Here is a 17,516-nt window from a genome sequence, read left to right as displayed (position 1 = left end):
CGGACCGTTGGTCCGCACAGATTCCGGATATCCACGCATGGCGTGGATCTGCTGAGCCGAGCGTGGGCTCGGCTCTACATCAACCGGCGCAACCGCTGGCGCCGGTCAACGCTCAGCCTTCCAGCTCTTCCCAGCGCGCGTACGCGGCATCCAGCTCGGCCTGCACCTTGGCCAGCTGCTGGGTGTGCGCGGTCACTTCAGCACTGCTGCGGGTGTAGAACGACGGATCGTTCATCGCCGAGGTCAGCCCTTCGACATCGCTTTCCAGCTTCTCGATGGTCTTCGGCAGCTGCTCCAGCTCGCGCGCTTCCTTGTAGGCCAGCTTGCGCTTGGGCGCAGCCGGGGTGGCAGCAGCCGGCGCGGCAGGTGCTGCGGCTGCCGGCTTGGCGGCGGGGGTCGCGGCAGGCGCTGCCACGCTGGCCGCATAACGCTGCCAGTCGCTGTAGCCACCGACGTACTCGCCGATCACGCCGTCGCCTTCCATCACCAGCGTGGAGGTCACCACGTTGTCGATGAAGTCACGGTCATGGCTGACCAGCAGCAGGGTGCCGGTGTACTCGCCCAGCAGCTCTTCCAGCAGCTCCAGAGTTTCCACGTCCAGGTCGTTGGTCGGTTCGTCCATCACCAGCAGGTTGGACGGCTGCGCGAACAGCTTGGCCAGCAGCAGGCGGTTGCGCTCGCCACCGGACAGGCGGGTGATCGGCGCACGCGCGCGTTCCGGGGTGAACATGAAGTCCTGCAGGTATGCATGCACGTGCTTGCGCTTGCCGTTGAACTCGAGGAAATCGCGGCCTTCGGCCACGTTCTCGATCGCGCTCCAGTCTTCGCGCAGCACCGCACGGTACTGGTCGAAATAGGCGATCTGCAGGTTGGTGCCGGCGTTGACTTCGCCCTTGGCCGGCTGCAGCTCGCCCAGCAGCAGCTTCAGCAGCGTCGTCTTGCCGCTGCCGTTGGGGCCAATCAGGCCGATGCGGTCGCCGCGCATGATGGTGGTGGTGAAGTCGCGGACCATGGTGCGCTCACCGAAGGCGAACGAAACATCCTTGACGTCGATGACCTTCTTGCCAGAGCTGATGCCCTGCGCGGCTTCCATCTTGACGTTGCCGCTGAGATCACGGCGCTGCGAACGCTCCACGCGCATCGCCTTCAGGCGGCGCACGCGGCCCTCATCGCGGGTGCGGCGCGCCTTGATGCCTTGGCGGATCCAGATTTCTTCCTGCGCCAGCAGCTTGTCGAAGCGCGCGTTCTCCTGCGCTTGCGCGTTGAGGCGTTCCTCTCGGCGACGCTCGTAGTTGGCCCAGTCGCCCGGCCAGCTGGTGACCTGGCCGCGGTCGATCTCGACGATGCGGGTGGCCAGTGCACGCAGGAAGCGGCGGTCATGGGTAACGAACACCACGCTGCCGCTCCAACCCTTCAGGAACGCTTCGAGCCAGTCGATGGCTTCGATATCGAGGTGGTTGGTCGGTTCGTCCAGCAACAGCACGTCAGGGCTGGACACCAGCGCGCGGGCGAGCAGCACGCGGCGCTTCATGCCGCCGGACAGACGGCCGAACTCGGCCTCGCCGTCCAGGTCGAGCTTGGTCAGGGTTTCGCTGACGCGCTGATCCAGGCCCCAGCCGTTGGCGGCGTCGATCTTGGCCTGCACGTTGCCCAGGGCTTCGCCATCGAAGACCTCGGCATGGCTGAGATGGTGGAATTCGGCCAGCCACTGGCCCAGTTCACCGAGGCCATCGGCGACGACGTCAAACACCGAGCCGGCGGCGCCATGTGGCACTTCCTGCTCCAGGCGGGTGACGCGCACGCCCTGCTGCACGCGGACTTCGCCGTCATCGGGCTTGTGGTCGCCGGACAGCAGCTTGAGCAAGGTGGATTTGCCGGCGCCGTTGCGGCCGATCAGGGCGATGCGTTCGCCCGGCTCGATCGACAGTTCGGCCTTTTCCAGCAACAACGGGCCGCCGACGCTGAAGTCGACGTTCTGCAGAGTAATCAGAGGCATCCGGATATTGTACGGGTTGGGGGCGTCGGCCGGGTTGCACCCGGCACCCGCGGTAGTGCCGGCCGCTGGCCGGCAACCTCAACGGCAACGTCAAAAGCTGGTTTCCTGTGGGATGCCGGGGCGGTGCGGGTCTGCAGGACACGCCGTAAACCCCTCCTTGGGGGCTCGATGGCGCCATCCATGGCGCCAACGGTCCTGCAGACCCACACCGCCCCGCCTCTGACAGTTTCCCGCGATCTGTCGGAACGGCATTCTGCGCGGGTGGGTGTCGACCTTGGTCGACACGGCAGATCCAGGCCACGCGTGGATGAGCGCTGCAAGGCCTGTCGATCTGTCGGGGTCGGATCCCGTTGCTGCGCAACGGGCTCTGACTCCTTCGTGGAATTCGTGCAGTGCAAGACCGATCCCTGCTACTCCACCTCCCCCAGCAACGCCTGCAACCCCGGCAGCCATTGCTTGCCCGGGTGGCGCACCAGCCACAGGGTGCGCTGAAGGGCGGGCAGCGGCGTCTCGAGCACGCGCAGGCGGCCCAGCGCCAGCGGCTCTTCCAGCGCGTGACGCGAAAGGCAGGCCAATCCGAGGCCGGCGATCGCAGCCTGCTTGATCGCTTCGGTATTGCCCAGCTGCAGGGTCTGGGCGAAGCCGCGCAGGTGCGGCAGCAGGGCCTGTTCCACTGCTTCACGGGTGCCGGAGCCCGGTTCGCGCAGCAGCCAGCGGGCGCGGCGCAGTTCGTCCAGCGACCAGCGCGGGAGAACGTCGGCGGCGCCGACGATCACCAGCGGATCCTGCTGCCAGGCCGTGACCTGCAAACCGCGCTCATGGCACGGGCCTTCGATCAGGCCGGCGTCGACGTCCAGGCGCTGCACGGCGCCGACTACGCCAGCACTATTGTCGATGCGCAGGTCGACTTCGGCCTGCGGCGCCTGCCGCAGCAGTTCAGCGATGCGCTGCGGCAGCAGGTAGTTGCCGATGGTGGTACTGGCGGCCAGCACCAATCGCAGCGGCGCGCCCTGCGACGGGTCGCCGCCGGCGGCCAGCTGCCGCTCCAGATCGGCGGCGTTGACCAGTAGGGTGCGCGCCGGCTCCAGCAGCGCGCGGCCATGACCATTCAGGGCCAGGCGGCGGCCGATGCGGTCGAACAGTGGGGTGCCGAAGTGCGCCTCCAGCTCCTGCAGGGCGGCGCTGCTGGCCGACTGCGAGAGCGCGATGGCCTGGCCGGCGGCGGTGGTGCTGCCGTGGTCGGCGATGGCAACGAAAACCTGAAGCTGGCGTAGGGTCAGGCGCATGCAGATTACCCATCTTATAGGTAGCTTTTACCAATAGTATTCGTTTTACAGGTCATGAACGAAGGCGCACGCTTGCCTCGTCACCACAGCCCTGCCCTGCTATGAACGCCCCCGCCCTCTCCCCCTGGTCCCTGCCCGCCCTGCGCCAGCGCTGGCAGCCGCGCCTGCCTGGTCTACTGCTGGTGGGCCTGATCGCGGCGGTATCGCTGTACCTGGCCGAGCTTTCCTGGTTGCAGGCGCGTGGCCTGAGTGCACTGACGGTAGCCATCGTGGGCGGCATCGTGGTGGGCAACACGCTCTACCCGCGGCTGGCACCGAGCAGCGCGGCCGGCGTCGGTTTCTCCAAGCACTGGCTGCTGCGCGCCGGCATCGTGCTGTACGGCCTGCGCCTGACCTTCCAGGACATCGGCCATGTCGGCGTCAGCGGCGTGCTGATGGACGTGCTGGTGGTCGCCAGCACCTTCGGCCTGGCCTGCTGGCTGGGCGTACGTGTGTTCAAGATGGAACGCGAGGCGGCAATGCTGATCGGCGCCGGCAGCGCGATCTGCGGTGCGGCAGCGGTGATGGCCGCCGAACCGGTGGTGCGCGGCCGCGCGGCACAGGTCACGGTGGCGGTGTCGACGGTGGTGGTGTTCGGCACGCTGGCGATGTTCCTGTACCCCGCCCTGTATGCGCTGGTGCAGTCGCACGGCTGGCTGGCGATGGACGCACGGCAGTACGGCCTGTTCACTGGTGCGACGGTGCACGAAGTGGCGCAGGTGGTGGCCGCAGGCCGCACGGTCAGCGAGGCCGCCGCCGATACCGCGGTGATCACCAAGATGGTGCGGGTGATGCTGCTGGCGCCGTTCCTGGTCATGTTGTCGTTGTGGCTGGCGCGTGGCGGGAAGGCCAGCGCCGACGGCAGCAAGGCGCGCATCGTAGTGCCGTGGTTCGCGTTCGGTTTCGTGGCGGTGGCCGGTTTCAACTCGCTGCACCTGCTACCGGCTGGCCTGCAGGCCGGGCTGGTGCAGCTGGATACTGTGCTGCTGGCGATGGCGATGGCCGCGCTGGGCCTGACCACCCATGTCTCGGCGCTGCGCCAGGCCGGCCTGAAGCCACTGCTGCTGGCGCTGATCCTGTTCGCCTGGCTGCTGTTCGGTGGCCTGGCGATCCACCAGGGTGTGTTGGCGGTGCTGGGCTGAGCAGGAGCGTACCGACCAGGGTCGGCGCCCACCCGTAGATCCACGCCATGCGTGGATGACGGCACCGTTGGGGTCAGATCCCGTTCCTGAGGAAAGGGATCCGCCCCCGGGCCCACCAGGCGGGACCCGCCGCGCAGGCAGGTACAATGCGCCATGACTGATTTCTCGACCCTGCCGCTGAGCCCGGCCCTGCAGCCCGGCCTGGACGCCCTCGGCTACACCACCCTCACCCCCGTGCAGGCGCAGAGCCTGCCGGCCATCCTGGATGGCCGCGATGTGATCGCACAGGCGCCGACCGGCAGCGGCAAGACCGCCGCCTTCGGCCTGGGCCTGCTGCAGGCCATCGACCCCAGCCTGATCCGCGTGCAGGCGCTGGTCCTGTGCCCGACCCGCGAACTGGCCGACCAGGTCGGCAAGCAGATCCGCAAGCTGGCCACCGGCATTCCCAACCTGAAGCTGTTGCTGCTGGTGGGTGGCGTGCCGCTGGGCCCGCAGCTGGCGTCGCTGGAAGGCCACGATCCGCACGTGGTGGTCGGTACGCCCGGCCGCGTGCAGGAGCTGGCACGCAAGCGCGCGCTGAATCTTGGCGCGGTGCGCACGCTGGTGCTGGACGAGGCCGACCGCATGCTCGACATGGGCTTTGAGGAGCCCATCCGCGAGATCGCCGGCCGCACCCACAGGGATCGCCAGAGCCTGCTGTTCTCCGCCACCTTCCCCGACAGCATCCGCGCCATGGCGCGTGACCTGCTGCGCGACGCGGTGGAGGTGACCGTGGAAGGCGCCGACCAGGCACCGGCCATCCGCCACCTGTTCTGCGAGGTGGAACCGGCGCATCGCCAGAAGGCGCTGGCCGGCCTGCTGCTGAAGTACGCGCCGGAATCGGCGGTGGTGTTCTGCAACACCCGCAAGGATGTGGACGAAGTGGCCAACTCGCTGCAGCAGTTCGGCTTCTCCGCACTCGCCCTGCACGGCGACATGGAGCAGCGCGACCGCGAGGAGGTGCTGCTTTTGCTGGCCAACCGCAGCTGCAACGTGCTGGTTGCCAGCGACGTGGCTGCACGCGGACTGGACGTGGAAGAGCTGGCGGCGGTGATCAATTACGAGCTGCCGACCGACGTGGAGAGCTACCAGCACCGCGTGGGCCGTACCGGCCGTGCCGGTGCGAGCGGCCTGGCGATCAGCCTGGTGGCTGGCCGCGAAAAGACCCGCGCCGAAGCCATCGAAGCGCAGATGGGGCAACCGCTGGATTGGCAGAAGACGCCACTGGCGACCTCGCGCCCGGCCGAGTTGCCGCAGGCGGCGATGCGCACCCTGCGCATCGACGGCGGCAAGACCGACAAGCTGCGCCCGGGCGACATCCTCGGCGCACTGACCGGCGATGCCGGCCTGTCGAGCAAGTTCATCGGGAAGATCGCGATCTTCCCGACCCGCTCCTATGTGGCGATCGCGCGTGAACAGGCCAACAAGGCCGTCACCAGGCTGGAAGCCGGCAAGATCAAGGGCCGTCGTTTCCGCGTACGGATGATGTGATTGAAGCCGCGTTGCCAACCACGGTTGGCAACGACCGGCTCCCGGCCCTTCGCTCTGGTAGATGCCAACCCTGGTTGGCATTCACCCTTCGATCAGAACACCAGTTCGGTGTGCAGTGGCAAGCCCGCCTCCCAGCGGGCCCGGCCGCCCAGGCCGTCGAGCTCGACCAGCACGCCTGCACCGACCACTTCAACACCCAGGCGGCGAACCAGCGACAACGCAGCGACCAGCGTGCCGCCGGTGGCCAGCACGTCATCGATGATCGCGACGCGGGCACCGGACGGCAACGCGTCGGCGTGCACTTCGATGCAGTCGCTGCGGTACTCCAGCGTGTATTCCTCGCGCAGCACCTGGCCCGGCAGCTTGCCCGGCTTGCGCACCGGCACGAAGCCCACGCCCAGCTCCAGTGCCATCGCGGCGCCGAGGATGAAACCACGCGATTCGATGCCGACCACCGCGTCCAGCTTCTGGTCGCGCCAACGGTCGGCCATCGCGGTGATCGCGCCGCGGAAGTCCTCGCCGTGGGCGAGCAGCGGCATGATGTCCTTGAACAGGATACCGGGCTTGGGGAAGTCGGCGATGTCGCGCAGGCGGGAGGCCCACTGCGGAGCGACGAGGGCGTCGGTCATGTCACATTGGCTATCTGATGGCGGCATAGGGTACCTGTTCCGGGCGCCGGCTGCCTGTTGGGGGTGTCGGCAGGGCTGCGCCCTGCACCTGCGGAGGCTTCAAGCAACGGCAACGGCAGAAGCTGGTTTCCTGTGGGATGGCGGGGTGGATCCGATGGCGGGAGACGCCGTAAACCCGTCCATGGGGGCTTGGCCGCGGCATCCATGCCGCGGACACTCCCGCCACCGGACCCACCCCGCCTTCGACAGTTTCCTGTGATCTGTAGTAGATCCACGCCATGCGTGGATGAATCTCAATCGAAATCGAATATTTCGAGAATTGAACGAAAAGCATCCACGCATGGCGTGGATCTACCGTGTCGACCAAGGTCGACACCTACCAACAGCCGCCGGAATCTGTCGGAGGTGGGGCGGTGTCGGAGTGCGGGGTGTCAGCCGCATGGATGCGGCTGCCAAGCTTACAGGGACGTACTTGCAGCGCCCCCGCATTCCGACACCGCCCCGCCAAGCCACGGGATCCAGCTCTGGCCGTTGACTTGGCCTCTGCAGGTGCAGGGCGCAGCCCTGCCGAAACCCACCCTCAGGAACTGCAGGACAGCATCGAGCAGCCGGCGCGGTTGTCGGCCCACGCCGGGCGCTTGCCGGCGAAGTGTTCAAGCCCCGGGCGTTCGGTGTATGGGTCGCGCAGCACGTCCTGCAGCGCATGCACACCGCCGAGGTCACCCTGCTCTGCGCGGTCGATCGCCTCCTGGGCCAGCCAGTTGCGCAGCACGTACAGCGGGTTGGCCGCTGCCATCTTCGCCAAGCGTTCGCGGGCCGACAGCGGATCGCTACGCAGGCGCGCTGCGTAGTCCTGCAGCCATTGCTGCAACGGCGCCTGCACCGAATGCTTGCGCGCCCCGTCGTAGTACACCGCGTCCAGAACCGTAGCGTCCGCTGCCGACGGGTCGATGCGCATCAGTGCACGCCAGGCCAGGGTCATGTCCATGGCGCCCTCCTGCATCAGCTGCTGCCAGCGCTGGTAGAGCTGCAGGTCGTCATCGTCGGCAGCAGCCAGCCCCAGCTTCGATGCAGCATCGCGACGCGTGCAGGCCACGAAGGTGGACTGGTAGGCCGCCAGGCCCGCCTGCAGCGGTGCGACATCGGCGAACAGCGGCGACAGCGCCTGCGCCAATCGGCTCAGGTTCCAGTACGCCACCTGCGGCTGGGTGCCGAAGCGGTAGCGGCGCCCCTGGGCGTCGGTGGTGTTCGGCGTCCACTCCGGATCGAAATCCTCGACCCAGCCATAGGGGCCGTAATCAAGTGTGAGACCGAGCACGGACAGGTTGTCGGTGTTCATCACACCATGCACGAAGCCGACACGCATCCAGTGCGCGATCATCTCGGCGGTGCGCACCGCGATCTGCGCGAACCAGTCGCCATACAGTGCCTCGCCCTGCCCCTCCAGCCCGGGGAAATCACGGGCGATGCAGGTGTCCACCAGCTGTTGCAGCAAGGCCGTCTCGCCACGCGAGGCCGGCAGCTCAAAGGAACCGAAACGCAGGAACGACGGCGAGACCCGGCACACGATGGCGCCAGGCTCGGCACGCGGGTGGCCGTCATAGAACATGTCGCGCACCACCTCCTCGCCGGTACCGACCAGCGACAACGCGCGCGTGGTCGGCACCCCCAGGTGGTGCATCGCTTCGCTGCACAGGAACTCGCGGATCGACGAGCGCAGCACTGCCCGTCCATCGGCACCGCGCGAGTACGGGGTCGGCCCGGCCCCCTTCAGCTGCAGCTCCCAGTGGCGGCCATCGGGTGCCACCAGCTCGCCCAGCGAGATCGCACGTCCGTCGCCGAGCTGGCCGGCCCAATGGCCGAACTGATGGCCACCGTAATTGGCGGCCCATGGCTGCATGCCGGCGTACAGCGCGTTGCCGCCGAATACATCGGCGAAGCCTTCGCTCTCGATCTCGGCAGCATCGAAGCCGAGCATCGTGGCAACCTCAGGCGACCACGCCAGCAGCGTGGGCGCCACCACCGGGGTCGGCATCACCGGCGACCAGGCCGCGCCCAGCACTTCGCGCCTGCGCGGGCCGGATTCGGGGTCGCCCGGCAGGGTGTGCAGCAGGCGGTTGTCGAAACGGAGGCTGTCGGTATCCATGGTGCTGAAGATGGGGGCGACGGCCGCCCGCCTCAATTGCCGCTGAGCGCCTGCAGGTGGCCGCCGTGGGCCTCGGCACGCTGGTAGGCCGGGCGTTCACCAATACGCTTGAGAAAGCCGCGCAGCGCCGGCTTGTCGTCGAGCCCGCCGCTACGCGCGGCAGCGGCCTGGATCGGGAAGCTCATCTGGATGTCGGCCGCACTGAAGCGCTCACCGGCAAACCACGGGCTTTCAGCCAGACGGCGCTCCATCCAGTCCAGATGCAGCCGCCGCTGCGGGCCGATGAAGCCGCGCTCGGCCTTGTCGGCAATGCTGCGTGCGATCGGGCGCGCAAAGAACGGCATCGGCGCGTTGCGTATGCGGCCCATCACCAGAGTCAGCAGCAGCGGCGGCATCGCCGAGCCTTCGGCGTAGTGCAGCCAGTAGCGGTAAGCGATGCGTTCGGCCCCGTCAGCCGGCATCGGTGACGGCGACAGCTGGCGTTGCGTGTCGTAACGGTCAGCGAGGTAGTCGAGGATCGCACCGGACTCGGCCAGTACCAGCTCGCCATCCTGCAGCACCGGTGACTTGCCGAGCGGATGCACGTTGCGCAGTTCCGGCGGCGCCAGCAGCGTCTTCGGATCACGCGGATAGCGGCGCAGTTCGTAGTCCAGCCCCAGCTCCTCCAGCATCCACAGCACGCGCAGGGAACGGGAGTTTTCCAGGTGATGAACGATGCGCATGGGGACGGTCCTCGGGAAGGTCTCCATCCTACCGCGCCGGCTGCATGCCCTTTGTAGAGCCGAGCCATGCTCCACTGTCTTTGAGAACTGTCGAGCGTGGCTCGACTCTACAAAAAACAGCGGGCAATAAAAAACGCCGGAAGCTCTCGCTTCCGGCGTTCTCTGGCTACCCAACGGTAGCAGACGGATTAGACCGCCTGCACCTGGTCAGCCTGCATACCCTTCTGACCCTGGACGGCGATGAAGGTAACCTTCTGGCCTTCCTGCAGGGTCTTGAAGCCGGTGCCCTGGATCGCGCGGAAGTGCACGAACAGGTCCGGGCCGCTTTCCGGGGTGATGAAGCCGAAGCCCTTGGCGTCGTTGAACCACTTGACGGTGCCGGTCTGACGTTCAGACATTTTACTAACTCCTGAAACACATGTTGAAAAAAATCGCAGCCACCGGGTATCGGGGCCGAGACTGAGTTGCAGGCGTTGGTAAAGCGGATCGATGAGCGGATCGTGAGATCAACTGCACCAGGCCACGATTCACGGTGACCCTAGCAAACACAGTGGGTCGCACGATACGCGTGTTTTCCGCAAAAAGCGATAGTCCCGACGTTCATGGGAACAGGTCACCCGCTAGGCGTGACAAGGGTTGGCAGCCGTTCGCGGCTAACCCCGAGCCCCCATTCAGGTTTTTCCTACCCTACACTGGGGAAATGACTGAAGCTGCCCCCCCCCCCTGAATACGCGCCCTCTCGCATCTGGGTGGACGCGGACGCCTGTCCGACTGTCATTCGCGACATCCTGTTTCGTGCGGCTGAACGGGTGGGGATCGAACTGACCCTGGTCGCCAACCAGTGGATCCGCACCCCGCCCTCACGCTGGCTGCGCTCGATCCAGGTGCCGCAGGGCCTGGACGTGGCCGACAGCGCCATCGTCGAGCGGGTCGCCGCCGGAGACCTGGTCGTCACCCAGGACATCCCACTGGCTGCGCTGGTGCTGGAGAAAAAGGCCGTGGCGCTGAACCCGCGCGGCCAGCTGTACACCCCGAACAACATGGCCGAGCGGCTGTCGATGCGCAATTTCATGGAGGAACTGCGCGGCGCCGGGGTCCAGACCGGCGGACCGCCGCCCCTGGGGCCCCGCGACCGGCAGCTGTTCGCCGCCGAGCTGGACCGCTGGCTGGCGCGACGCCCGGCCCGCTGAGCGCCTGGCCGCGCTAAGCCGGAAGGCTCAGGCTGCGGCCGCTGCTGAACGCCCGTCGTTCGCCGCTCAATGGGTCGTCGAAGGCCAGGGCCCGCGCCAGCAGCTGCAGCGGCGCCTCGGCGACGTTCGGCGGACGTTGCCGAAGCTGCGGGTACAGGTCGTCACCCATGATCGGCGCCCCCAGCATGGCCATGTGCACGCGCAGTTGATGCTTGCGGCCGGTCTCCGGCAGCAGCCGGTAGCGCCAGATCGGCCCTTCGGCCTCGATCAGCTCGATCCGGCTGCGCGCATTGGGCTCACCGGGCACTTCGGACATGCGGAAGAACGGCTCGCCCGGCACCAACCGGCTGTCCCGCTGCAACGGAAACGCCAGCCCCGGCAGCGCCGGTGCCAGGGCCTCATAGGTCTTCTCGATGAGCCGATCACGGAACAGGCGCTGGTAAGCATCGCGCGACGCTCGCTGGGTCGAGAACATCACCAGCCCGGCCGTCAGCCGATCCAGCCGGTGCAGCGGTACCAGATCGGCATTGCCGGTGCGGGCGACCAGCCGCGCCAGCAGCGTCTCGCGCACATGCCCACCCGCAGGTGTCACCGGCAGGAAATGCGGCTTGTCGGCCACCAGCAGGTGCGCATCCAGATGGACGATGGTCTCGACAAAGGGAATCACCGGTTCGTCGGCCACCTCGCGGAAGTACTGAATCTCCCGCCCGACCTGCCAGGGCATGTCCGCAGTGAGCGCCCTGCCCTGCGCATCCAGCACACGGCCACGCGCGAAGCGATCCTGCCATTGCGCGGGCGCGATGCGCGGGAAACGTGCACACAGGCCATCCAGCAGGGTGGCCCAGGGGCCGGGCGGCAGCTGCAACCGGCTGGGCAGGCTCATGGCGTCCACTCCGGCCACAGGAAAGACCTCAAGAGTGCCACCGTTGACGGCATGCAGACAGCCCAGCCACGGACACCCCCGGAGCAAACCTCTATCATTGTCGTCTTTAGTCCACGGACCCCCCATGGCTCTTACCGCCACCATCCGCAAGGCCGAACTGCAGATCAGCGACATGGATCGCGGCTACTACGCGACCCACAACCTGACCCTGGCCCAGCATCCGTCCGAGACCGACGAGCGCCTGATGGTGCGCCTGCTCGCCTTCGCGCTGAACGCCGGCGACCGCCTGGAGTTCGGCCGCGGCCTGAGCACCGATGACGAACCCGACCTGTGGGAACACGACTACACCGGCGACATCCTGCAGTGGATCGACCTGGGCCATCCGGACGAATCGCGCATCCGCAAGGCCAGCAACCGCAGCCGCCAGGTGCAGGTGGTCAACTATGGCGGCAACGCCTCGGAGATCTGGTGGGGCAAGCAGGGCAAGGGCCTGGCGCGCTTCGACATTCTTTCGGTGGTCGATCTCGACGGTGCCTTCGTAGAGCTGTGGGGCCAGCAGATCCAGCGCGCGATGCGCTGGAGCGTGCTGATCCAGGACGGTGAAGTGCAGCTGCTCAACGATCAGATGCAGCTCGACGTGATCCCGACCTGGCGCAAGCGCGCCAAGGCATGAGCACGATCCGTTGTGACGTGGTGGTCATCGGCGCCGGCGCAGCCGGGCTCATGACCGCGATCACGGCTGGCCAGCGCGGCCGCCAGGTGCAGGTGATCGACCATGCCAACAAGGTCGGCAAGAAGATCCTGATGTCCGGCGGTGGCCGCTGCAACTTCACCAACACCGGCACCACCCCGGCCAACTTCCTGTCGGCCAACCCGCACTTCTGCAAGTCGGCGCTGGCCCGCTACACGCCCTGGCACTTCATCGAGCTGGTGCACAAGCACGGCATCGCGTATCACGAAAAGGAACTGGGGCAGCTGTTCTGCGATGTCTCCTCCAAGCAGATCGTGAAGATGCTGGTGGACGAATGCCACGCGGCCGGCGTGCAGATCCGTACCGACTGCAGCGTGCAGCGCATCGAGCATGGCAGCGATGGTTTCCGCGTGCACACCACGCACGGGCTGTTCCATTGCGCCTCGCTGGTGGTTGCCACCGGCGGCCTGTCGATTCCCAGCATGGGGGCCAGCGGCTTTGGCTATGAAGTGGCCCGCCAGTTCGGCCACCAGGTGCTGCCGACCCGCGCCGGGCTGGTGCCGCTGACCCTCAGCGGCAAGCACCAGGAACGGTTGGCCGACCTCAGCGGCGTGGCGCTACCGATCGAAGCGCGCTGCAACGGCAAGAGCTTCCAGAACTTCATGCTGCTGACCCACCGTGGCGTGAGCGGTCCGGCCATCCTGCAGATCTCTTCGTTCTGGCGGCCCGGCGATGCGCTGGAGCTGGACCTGTTGCCGGGCCAGGATGCCGGCGAGTGGCTGCGCCAGATGAAGCGCGACCGCCCCGCCGCCGAGCTGCGCACGGTGCTGGGCGAGGTACTGCCGAAGCGGCTGGCACAGCGGCTGTGCGAGCACTGGCTGCCCAACCGCCCCGTGCGCCAGCTGGACGAGCCGGTGCTGCGCCAGGCTGCGCAGCTGCTGGGCGCATTCCCGCTGGTGGCCAGCGGCACCGAAGGCTACCGCACCGCCGAGGTCACCCTGGGCGGCGTGGACACCGCCGAAGTGTCATCCTCAACGATGGAATCCAAGCGCGTCCCCGGCCTGCACTTCGTTGGCGAGGTGCTGGACGTGACCGGCTGGCTGGGCGGCTACAACTTCCAATGGGCCTGGGCCAGCGGCCACGCAGCGGGCGGCGTGGTGTGAACCACTTCGCCGTTCCATGCGCGCAAGGGGTACGCGCATGGACGGTTCGCCGCGCATCGTGTATCTAGATTCGCAGATTGGGGAGCAGTGCATGCAGAACGCGAACGACATCACCATCCGCCTGCTGATCGTCGATGACAGCGGCGAGAATGCCGAAGCCATCGTCAGCACCCTGCGCAACAGCGGCATCGCGGTACGCCCGTGGCGCCCGCAGGATGCGGCCGAGCTGGCCCAGGTGCTGACCAGCCAGGCCATCGACCTGGTGCTGGCCTCGCCGTCGCAGGGCATTCCGCTGCAGCTGGCAGCCCAGCACATCGCCGCCAGCGGCAAGGACATCCCGCTGGTGCTGCTGGCCGAGCGCATCGACGAGGACGAACTGGTGCAGGCCAGCAGCCATGGCATCCGTGCCCTCGCCCTGCGCCAGCGCCCCGAGCACCTGCTCGCCGTGGTCCGCGACCAGTGGGTCGACCTGCAGGCACGCCGCGGCCTGCGCCGCATCGAGGCGCAGATGCGCGAGACCGAGCGCCGCTGCGACGCGCTGATCGCCTCCTCGCGCGACCCCATCGCCTACGTGCATGAAGGCATGCACATCCGCGCCAACGACGCCTATCTGGAGATGTTCGGCTACGAGCAATTCGACGACATCGAAGGCATTTCGCTGCTGGACATGGTTGCTGCCCAACACGTGGAGGGCTTCAAGCAGCTGCTGAAGGGCCTCAGCCGTGGCGAGGCGCCGCCGCCGCAGTACCAGCTCGACGCGCGCCACCAGGACGGCAGTGCGTTCCCGGCGACGATGGAATTTGCGGCGGCCACCTACGAAGGCGAGTCCTGCCTGCAGGTGGTGCTCCGCCGCCGCATGGAGTTCGACCCCGAGCTGGCACGCGAGGTCGAGGACCTGCGCCAGCGCGACCAGGTCACCGGCCTGCTCAATCGCCCGACCTTCATGCTGCAGCTGGAAAGTGCGGTGGCCCAGGCCGGGCGCAGCGAGGGCCAGTTCGGCCTGCTGCTGATCGAGCCGGACCACTACGCGCGCCTGCTGCCGGATATCGGCCTGGCCTCGGCCGATACCCTGATCGGCGCCCTCGCCGCCCTGCTGGCCGAAGTGGTTGGCGAGGACGCGCAACTGGCCCGTTTCGGCGAACACAATTTCGCCGTGCTGCAGGCCGGACCCTACGCACAGACCGTGGCGCTGGCCGAGCGCATCCGAGAAGCCTACGCCGCGCACGTCTTCAGCATCGGCGCACGCTCGGCCACGGTGACGGTCAGCATCGGTGGCGTGCAGGTCGGTGAGAAGATCGCCAGCATCGGCCAGGTGCTGGCGCGCGCCAGCGAATGCACCCAGGCTGCAGCCGAGCTGGGTAACACCTGCCGCATCTTCGACCCGGCTGCCGCCGACCGTGTCGAGGAAGAGCGTGTGCAGCGCTGGGTGGCGCGCATCCGCGAGGCGCTGGCCGGCGACGGTTTCCAGCTTCACTACCAGCCGGTGCTGAACCTGCAGGGCGAACCACTGGAGCTGTACGAAGCCTATCTGCGCCTGGAAAACAATGGCGAGCTGCTGAGCCCGACCGCGTTCCTGGGCATCGCCGAGGAACACGGCCTGCTGGCCGACATCAACCGCTGGGTGGTCTCGCAGGCGATCGCGGTGCTGGGTGAACGCGCACGTGCGGGTCATGCCACCCAGGTGCTGGTGAAGGTCACGCCGGAATCGTTCGATGACCCACAGATGATCGCCACCCTGCACCGCGAACTGCAGGCACAGGGCGTGCCCGGCGAACGGCTGTGGCTGCATGCACCGGAAGCGAAGGTGTTCACCCACCTGCGCAGTGCACAGCAATTCCTTGCCGAAGTGGCGCCACTGGGCTGCCGCATCGGCCTGGAGCAGTTCGGTTCCGGGCTGGACTCGTTCCAGCTGCTGGCCCACTTCCAGCCGCAGTTCCTCAAGCTGGACCGGGGCTTCACCAGCGACCTGGCTGCCACCCGCGAGAACATCGACCGCATCAGCCAGATCACTGCGCGTGCTCAGGAAGCGGGCATCCGCACCATCGCCGAGTTCGTCAGCGATGCCAACTCGATGACGCTGCTGTTCAGTGCCGGCGTGGATTACGTGCAGGGCGACTTTGTCGGCCCGGCGTTGCCGGAGATGGGGTTCGAGTTCGGGTAACGCCTCTCTGTAGAGCCGAGCCATGCTCGGCTGCGGGACTCAAGCGAAGAGGAGCCGAGCATGGCTCGGCTCTACACAAACGAGAAGGCCGGCTTTCGCCGGCCTTCTGCTTGATCAGGTCATGTCGACGAGATTTTCGATCTTCACGTCCGGATTGACGTCGGCCTCGTAGTCGACGCCCTCCACGCCAAAACCGAACAGGCGCAGGAAGTCGGCCTTGTAACCGGCCAGGTCGCTGATTTCGTACAGGTTCTCGTTGGTCACCTGCGGCCACAGCGCGACCACCTTGCCCTGCACGTCTGCGGCCATTTCCTTGTAGTCCGCACGCAGGCGGCCTTCCTCATCGACCAGCGCGACGGTGTGGCCGCCGCCATCGACCAGGTCATGGCGCAGGCGATCAACCGCCGTGCCATCAGCCTTGCCGCCGTAAAGGATGTCGTACAGCACGTCGAGCTGCTCGATGCAGCCTTCGTGAGTGCCCTTTTCCTTCATCACCTTGAACAGCAGCGACAGGTACAGCGGCATGGTCGGAATGGCCGAGCTGGCCTGGGTCACCACGGCCTTCAGCACCGACACGCGCGCGTCGCCGCCGATTTTCGCCAGCTTTTCGCGCAGGCCCAGCACCTTGGTGTCCAGGTCCTTCTTGGCCGCGCCGATCGAGCCATTCCAGTAGATCGCCTGGGTGATTTCTTCGCCCACGTAGGTGAAGGCCGTGGTGGTACAACCATTGGCCAGCACGCCGGCATCGGCCAGCGCATCGATCCACATCTGCCAGTCCTCGCCGCCCATCACCGCGACGGTGCCGGCGATTTCTTCCGGGGTGGCCGGCTGCAGGGTGGTCTCGGTGATCACTTCCTTGTCGGTATCCAGCCCGCGCAGGGTGATCGGCTCGCCGATCGGCTTCAGCGTGGAGCTGATGATCTCGCCGGTCTTCGGGTGCCTGCGGCGCGGCGCGGCGAGGCTGTAGACAACCTGGTCGACCTGGCCCAGATCGGCCTTGATCATTTCGATGGTCTTCGCCTTCACTTCATCGGAGAAGGCATCGCCATTGATGCTCTTGGCGTACAGGCCGGCTTCGTCGGCGTACTTGTGGAACGCGGCCGAGTTGTACCAGCCCGCGGTACCCGGCTTGGTCTCGCTGCCCGGGCGTTCGAAGAAGATGCCGAGGGTGGCAGCACCACTGCCGAAGGCAGCGGTGATGCGCGCAGCCAGGCCGTAGCCGGTGGAGGCGCCGATCACCAGCACACGCTTGGGACCGTTCTGGATCGGCGGGCGCGCACGGATGTAGTCGATCTGCTGCTTGACCGCGGCCTCGCAGCCGGTCGGGTGGGTGGTGACGCAGATGAAGCCGCGGACGCGCGGTTTGATGACCATGGATACCTCGGGTTGGCAGATGCGGCGCACGGGGCGCTCAGCAGGAGTACGGGCGCGCACGCGCGCGAACCGCAGGATCGTAGTGCGCGGGGGCCGAATGCACAACCGACGCTGGCGTAGGGTGGTGTTTCTTTTGCAGGGTTGCACCCTGCACCTGCGGTAGTGCCGGCCGCTGGCCGGCAACCTCAACAGCAACGTCAAAAGCCGGGCTACTGAGGGATGCCGGGGTGGGTCCGGTTGCGGGGGACGCCGTTAACCCGTCCATGGGGGCTTGGCCGCGGCATCCATGCCGCGGACACCCCCGCAACCGGACCCACCCCGCCTTTGACAGTCTTCCGCGATCTGTCGGAACAGCTCTTGGGGTCAGATCCGTTTTCTGAAGGAAAACGGATCTGACCCCAGAATTGTTTCGATATCTGACAAATGTGTCGACCCAGGTCGACACCTACCCACAGCCGTGGGGATCTGTCAGAGGTGGGTCGGTGTCGGAGTGCGGGGTGTCAGCCGCATGGATGCGGCTGCCAAGCCTACACGGACGTACTTGCGGCGTCCCCGCACTCCGAC

14 protein-coding genes are annotated in these 17,516 nt (G+C 67.0%); 6 read left to right on the top strand and 8 right to left on the bottom strand.

Annotated elements, in window-relative coordinates:
• Nucleotides 1-112 precede the first annotated feature (112 nt).
• Together ACM0PK_RS11490 and ACM0PK_RS11485 are read right to left on the bottom strand one after the other, a co-directional pair.
• Nucleotides 113-1,996 carry an ATP-binding cassette domain-containing protein gene (locus ACM0PK_RS11490; protein WP_111200549.1) on the bottom strand — a complete coding sequence of 628 codons (1,884 nt, stop codon included), beginning with the start codon at nucleotides 1,994-1,996 and terminating at the stop codon, nucleotides 113-115.
• A 410-nt stretch (nucleotides 1,997-2,406) separates the two neighbouring features.
• Nucleotides 2,407-3,282 (bottom strand): LysR substrate-binding domain-containing protein, encoded by an 876-nt coding sequence (locus ACM0PK_RS11485; RefSeq protein ID WP_111202063.1) that lies wholly within the window; start codon nucleotides 3,280-3,282, stop codon nucleotides 2,407-2,409.
• Nucleotides 3,283-3,383: 101 nt separating this feature from the next.
• Here ACM0PK_RS11485 and ACM0PK_RS11480 point away from each other — a divergent pair, with 101 nt between their 5' ends.
• On the top strand, nucleotides 3,384-4,463 hold the full coding sequence (locus ACM0PK_RS11480) for a YeiH family protein (RefSeq protein WP_111202064.1): 1,080 nt from the start codon (nucleotides 3,384-3,386) through the stop codon (nucleotides 4,461-4,463).
• A 153-nt stretch (nucleotides 4,464-4,616) separates the two neighbouring features.
• Nucleotides 4,617-5,993: an ATP-dependent RNA helicase DbpA gene (gene dbpA, locus ACM0PK_RS11475; protein WP_072168284.1), complete on the top strand. Its 1,377-nt coding sequence runs from the start codon at nucleotides 4,617-4,619 to the stop codon at nucleotides 5,991-5,993.
• Between the two features lie 92 nt (nucleotides 5,994-6,085).
• On the opposite strand, the gene ACM0PK_RS11470 is transcribed toward dbpA, so the two are convergent.
• The 4 genes from ACM0PK_RS11470 to ACM0PK_RS11455 all read right to left on the bottom strand — a co-directional run bounded on the left by ACM0PK_RS11470 (nucleotide 6,086) and on the right by ACM0PK_RS11455 (nucleotide 9,888).
• Nucleotides 6,086-6,622, bottom strand: coding sequence for an adenine phosphoribosyltransferase (locus tag ACM0PK_RS11470; protein ID WP_111008405.1), 537 nt, complete (start codon nucleotides 6,620-6,622; stop codon nucleotides 6,086-6,088).
• 580 nt (nucleotides 6,623-7,202) lie between these two features.
• Nucleotides 7,203-8,768, bottom strand: coding sequence for a protein adenylyltransferase SelO (locus ACM0PK_RS11465; protein ID WP_414607724.1), 1,566 nt, complete (start codon nucleotides 8,766-8,768; stop codon nucleotides 7,203-7,205).
• Between the two features lie 32 nt (nucleotides 8,769-8,800).
• The gene (locus ACM0PK_RS11460; RefSeq protein WP_111200672.1) at nucleotides 8,801-9,490 is read right to left on the bottom strand and encodes a glutathione S-transferase family protein; all 690 of its coding nucleotides are present in this window, start codon (nucleotides 9,488-9,490) and stop codon (nucleotides 8,801-8,803) included.
• 188 nt (nucleotides 9,491-9,678) lie between these two features.
• Nucleotides 9,679-9,888 carry a cold-shock protein gene (locus tag ACM0PK_RS11455; protein ID WP_005416210.1) on the bottom strand — a complete coding sequence of 70 codons (210 nt, stop codon included), beginning with the start codon at nucleotides 9,886-9,888 and terminating at the stop codon, nucleotides 9,679-9,681.
• A gap of 351 nt (nucleotides 9,889-10,239) precedes the next feature.
• Here ACM0PK_RS11455 and ACM0PK_RS11450 point away from each other — a divergent pair, with 351 nt between their 5' ends.
• Entirely contained in the window at nucleotides 10,240-10,680 is a 441-nt protein-coding gene (locus ACM0PK_RS11450) for a YaiI/YqxD family protein (RefSeq protein WP_414607725.1), read from the top strand.
• A gap of 13 nt (nucleotides 10,681-10,693) precedes the next feature.
• Here ACM0PK_RS11450 and ACM0PK_RS11445 read toward each other — a convergent pair whose 3' ends face one another.
• Nucleotides 10,694-11,563, bottom strand: coding sequence for a pseudouridine synthase (locus tag ACM0PK_RS11445; protein WP_188239058.1), 870 nt, complete (start codon nucleotides 11,561-11,563; stop codon nucleotides 10,694-10,696).
• Nucleotides 11,564-11,687: 124 nt separating this feature from the next.
• Here ACM0PK_RS11445 and ACM0PK_RS11440 point away from each other — a divergent pair, with 124 nt between their 5' ends.
• The 3 genes from ACM0PK_RS11440 (at nucleotide 11,688) to ACM0PK_RS11430 (ending at nucleotide 15,578) form a co-directional block, all read left to right on the top strand.
• Nucleotides 11,688-12,236: a YaeQ family protein gene (locus ACM0PK_RS11440; protein WP_414607726.1), complete on the top strand. Its 549-nt coding sequence runs from the start codon at nucleotides 11,688-11,690 to the stop codon at nucleotides 12,234-12,236.
• Nucleotides 12,233-13,417, top strand: coding sequence for a BaiN/RdsA family NAD(P)/FAD-dependent oxidoreductase (locus ACM0PK_RS11435; protein ID WP_414607727.1), 1,185 nt, complete (start codon nucleotides 12,233-12,235; stop codon nucleotides 13,415-13,417). The genes ACM0PK_RS11440 and ACM0PK_RS11435 overlap by 4 nt, the downstream gene beginning before the upstream one ends.
• Before the next feature lie 91 nt (nucleotides 13,418-13,508).
• Nucleotides 13,509-15,578, top strand: a complete 2,070-nt coding sequence (locus ACM0PK_RS11430; RefSeq protein WP_005416205.1) for an EAL domain-containing response regulator — start codon at nucleotides 13,509-13,511, stop codon at nucleotides 15,576-15,578.
• A 114-nt stretch (nucleotides 15,579-15,692) separates the two neighbouring features.
• Here ACM0PK_RS11430 and fabV read toward each other — a convergent pair whose 3' ends face one another.
• Nucleotides 15,693-16,952: an enoyl-ACP reductase FabV gene (gene fabV, locus ACM0PK_RS11425; protein ID WP_414607728.1), complete on the bottom strand. Its 1,260-nt coding sequence runs from the start codon at nucleotides 16,950-16,952 to the stop codon at nucleotides 15,693-15,695.
• Nucleotides 16,953-17,516: the final 564 nt, after the last annotated feature.

The sequence above is a fragment of the Stenotrophomonas sp. FR010 genome, assembly GCF_047520755.2.
Lineage (GTDB): Bacteria > Pseudomonadota > Gammaproteobacteria > Xanthomonadales > Xanthomonadaceae > Stenotrophomonas > Stenotrophomonas sepilia.
This window is presented reverse-complemented; position numbering and strand designations above follow the sequence as displayed.

Coding starts and splice junctions, on each gene's coding strand:
- ACM0PK_RS11490 (WP_111200549.1), bottom strand. CDS start 1,996: ATGCCTCTGATTACTCTGCAGAACGTCGACTTCAGCGTCGGCGGCCCG.
- ACM0PK_RS11485 (WP_111202063.1), bottom strand. CDS start 3,282: ATGCGCCTGACCCTACGCCAGCTTCAGGTTTTCGTTGCCATCGCCGAC.
- ACM0PK_RS11480 (WP_111202064.1), top strand. CDS start 3,384: ATGAACGCCCCCGCCCTCTCCCCCTGGTCCCTGCCCGCCCTGCGCCAG.
- dbpA (WP_072168284.1), top strand. CDS start 4,617: ATGACTGATTTCTCGACCCTGCCGCTGAGCCCGGCCCTGCAGCCCGGC.
- ACM0PK_RS11470 (WP_111008405.1), bottom strand. CDS start 6,622: ATGACCGACGCCCTCGTCGCTCCGCAGTGGGCCTCCCGCCTGCGCGAC.
- ACM0PK_RS11465 (WP_414607724.1), bottom strand. CDS start 8,768: ATGGATACCGACAGCCTCCGTTTCGACAACCGCCTGCTGCACACCCTG.
- ACM0PK_RS11460 (WP_111200672.1), bottom strand. CDS start 9,490: ATGCGCATCGTTCATCACCTGGAAAACTCCCGTTCCCTGCGCGTGCTG.
- ACM0PK_RS11455 (WP_005416210.1), bottom strand. CDS start 9,888: ATGTCTGAACGTCAGACCGGCACCGTCAAGTGGTTCAACGACGCCAAG.
- ACM0PK_RS11445 (WP_188239058.1), bottom strand. CDS start 11,563: ATGAGCCTGCCCAGCCGGTTGCAGCTGCCGCCCGGCCCCTGGGCCACC.
- ACM0PK_RS11440 (WP_414607726.1), top strand. CDS start 11,688: ATGGCTCTTACCGCCACCATCCGCAAGGCCGAACTGCAGATCAGCGAC.
- ACM0PK_RS11435 (WP_414607727.1), top strand. CDS start 12,233: ATGAGCACGATCCGTTGTGACGTGGTGGTCATCGGCGCCGGCGCAGCC.
- ACM0PK_RS11430 (WP_005416205.1), top strand. CDS start 13,509: ATGCAGAACGCGAACGACATCACCATCCGCCTGCTGATCGTCGATGAC.
- fabV (WP_414607728.1), bottom strand. CDS start 16,952: ATGGTCATCAAACCGCGCGTCCGCGGCTTCATCTGCGTCACCACCCAC.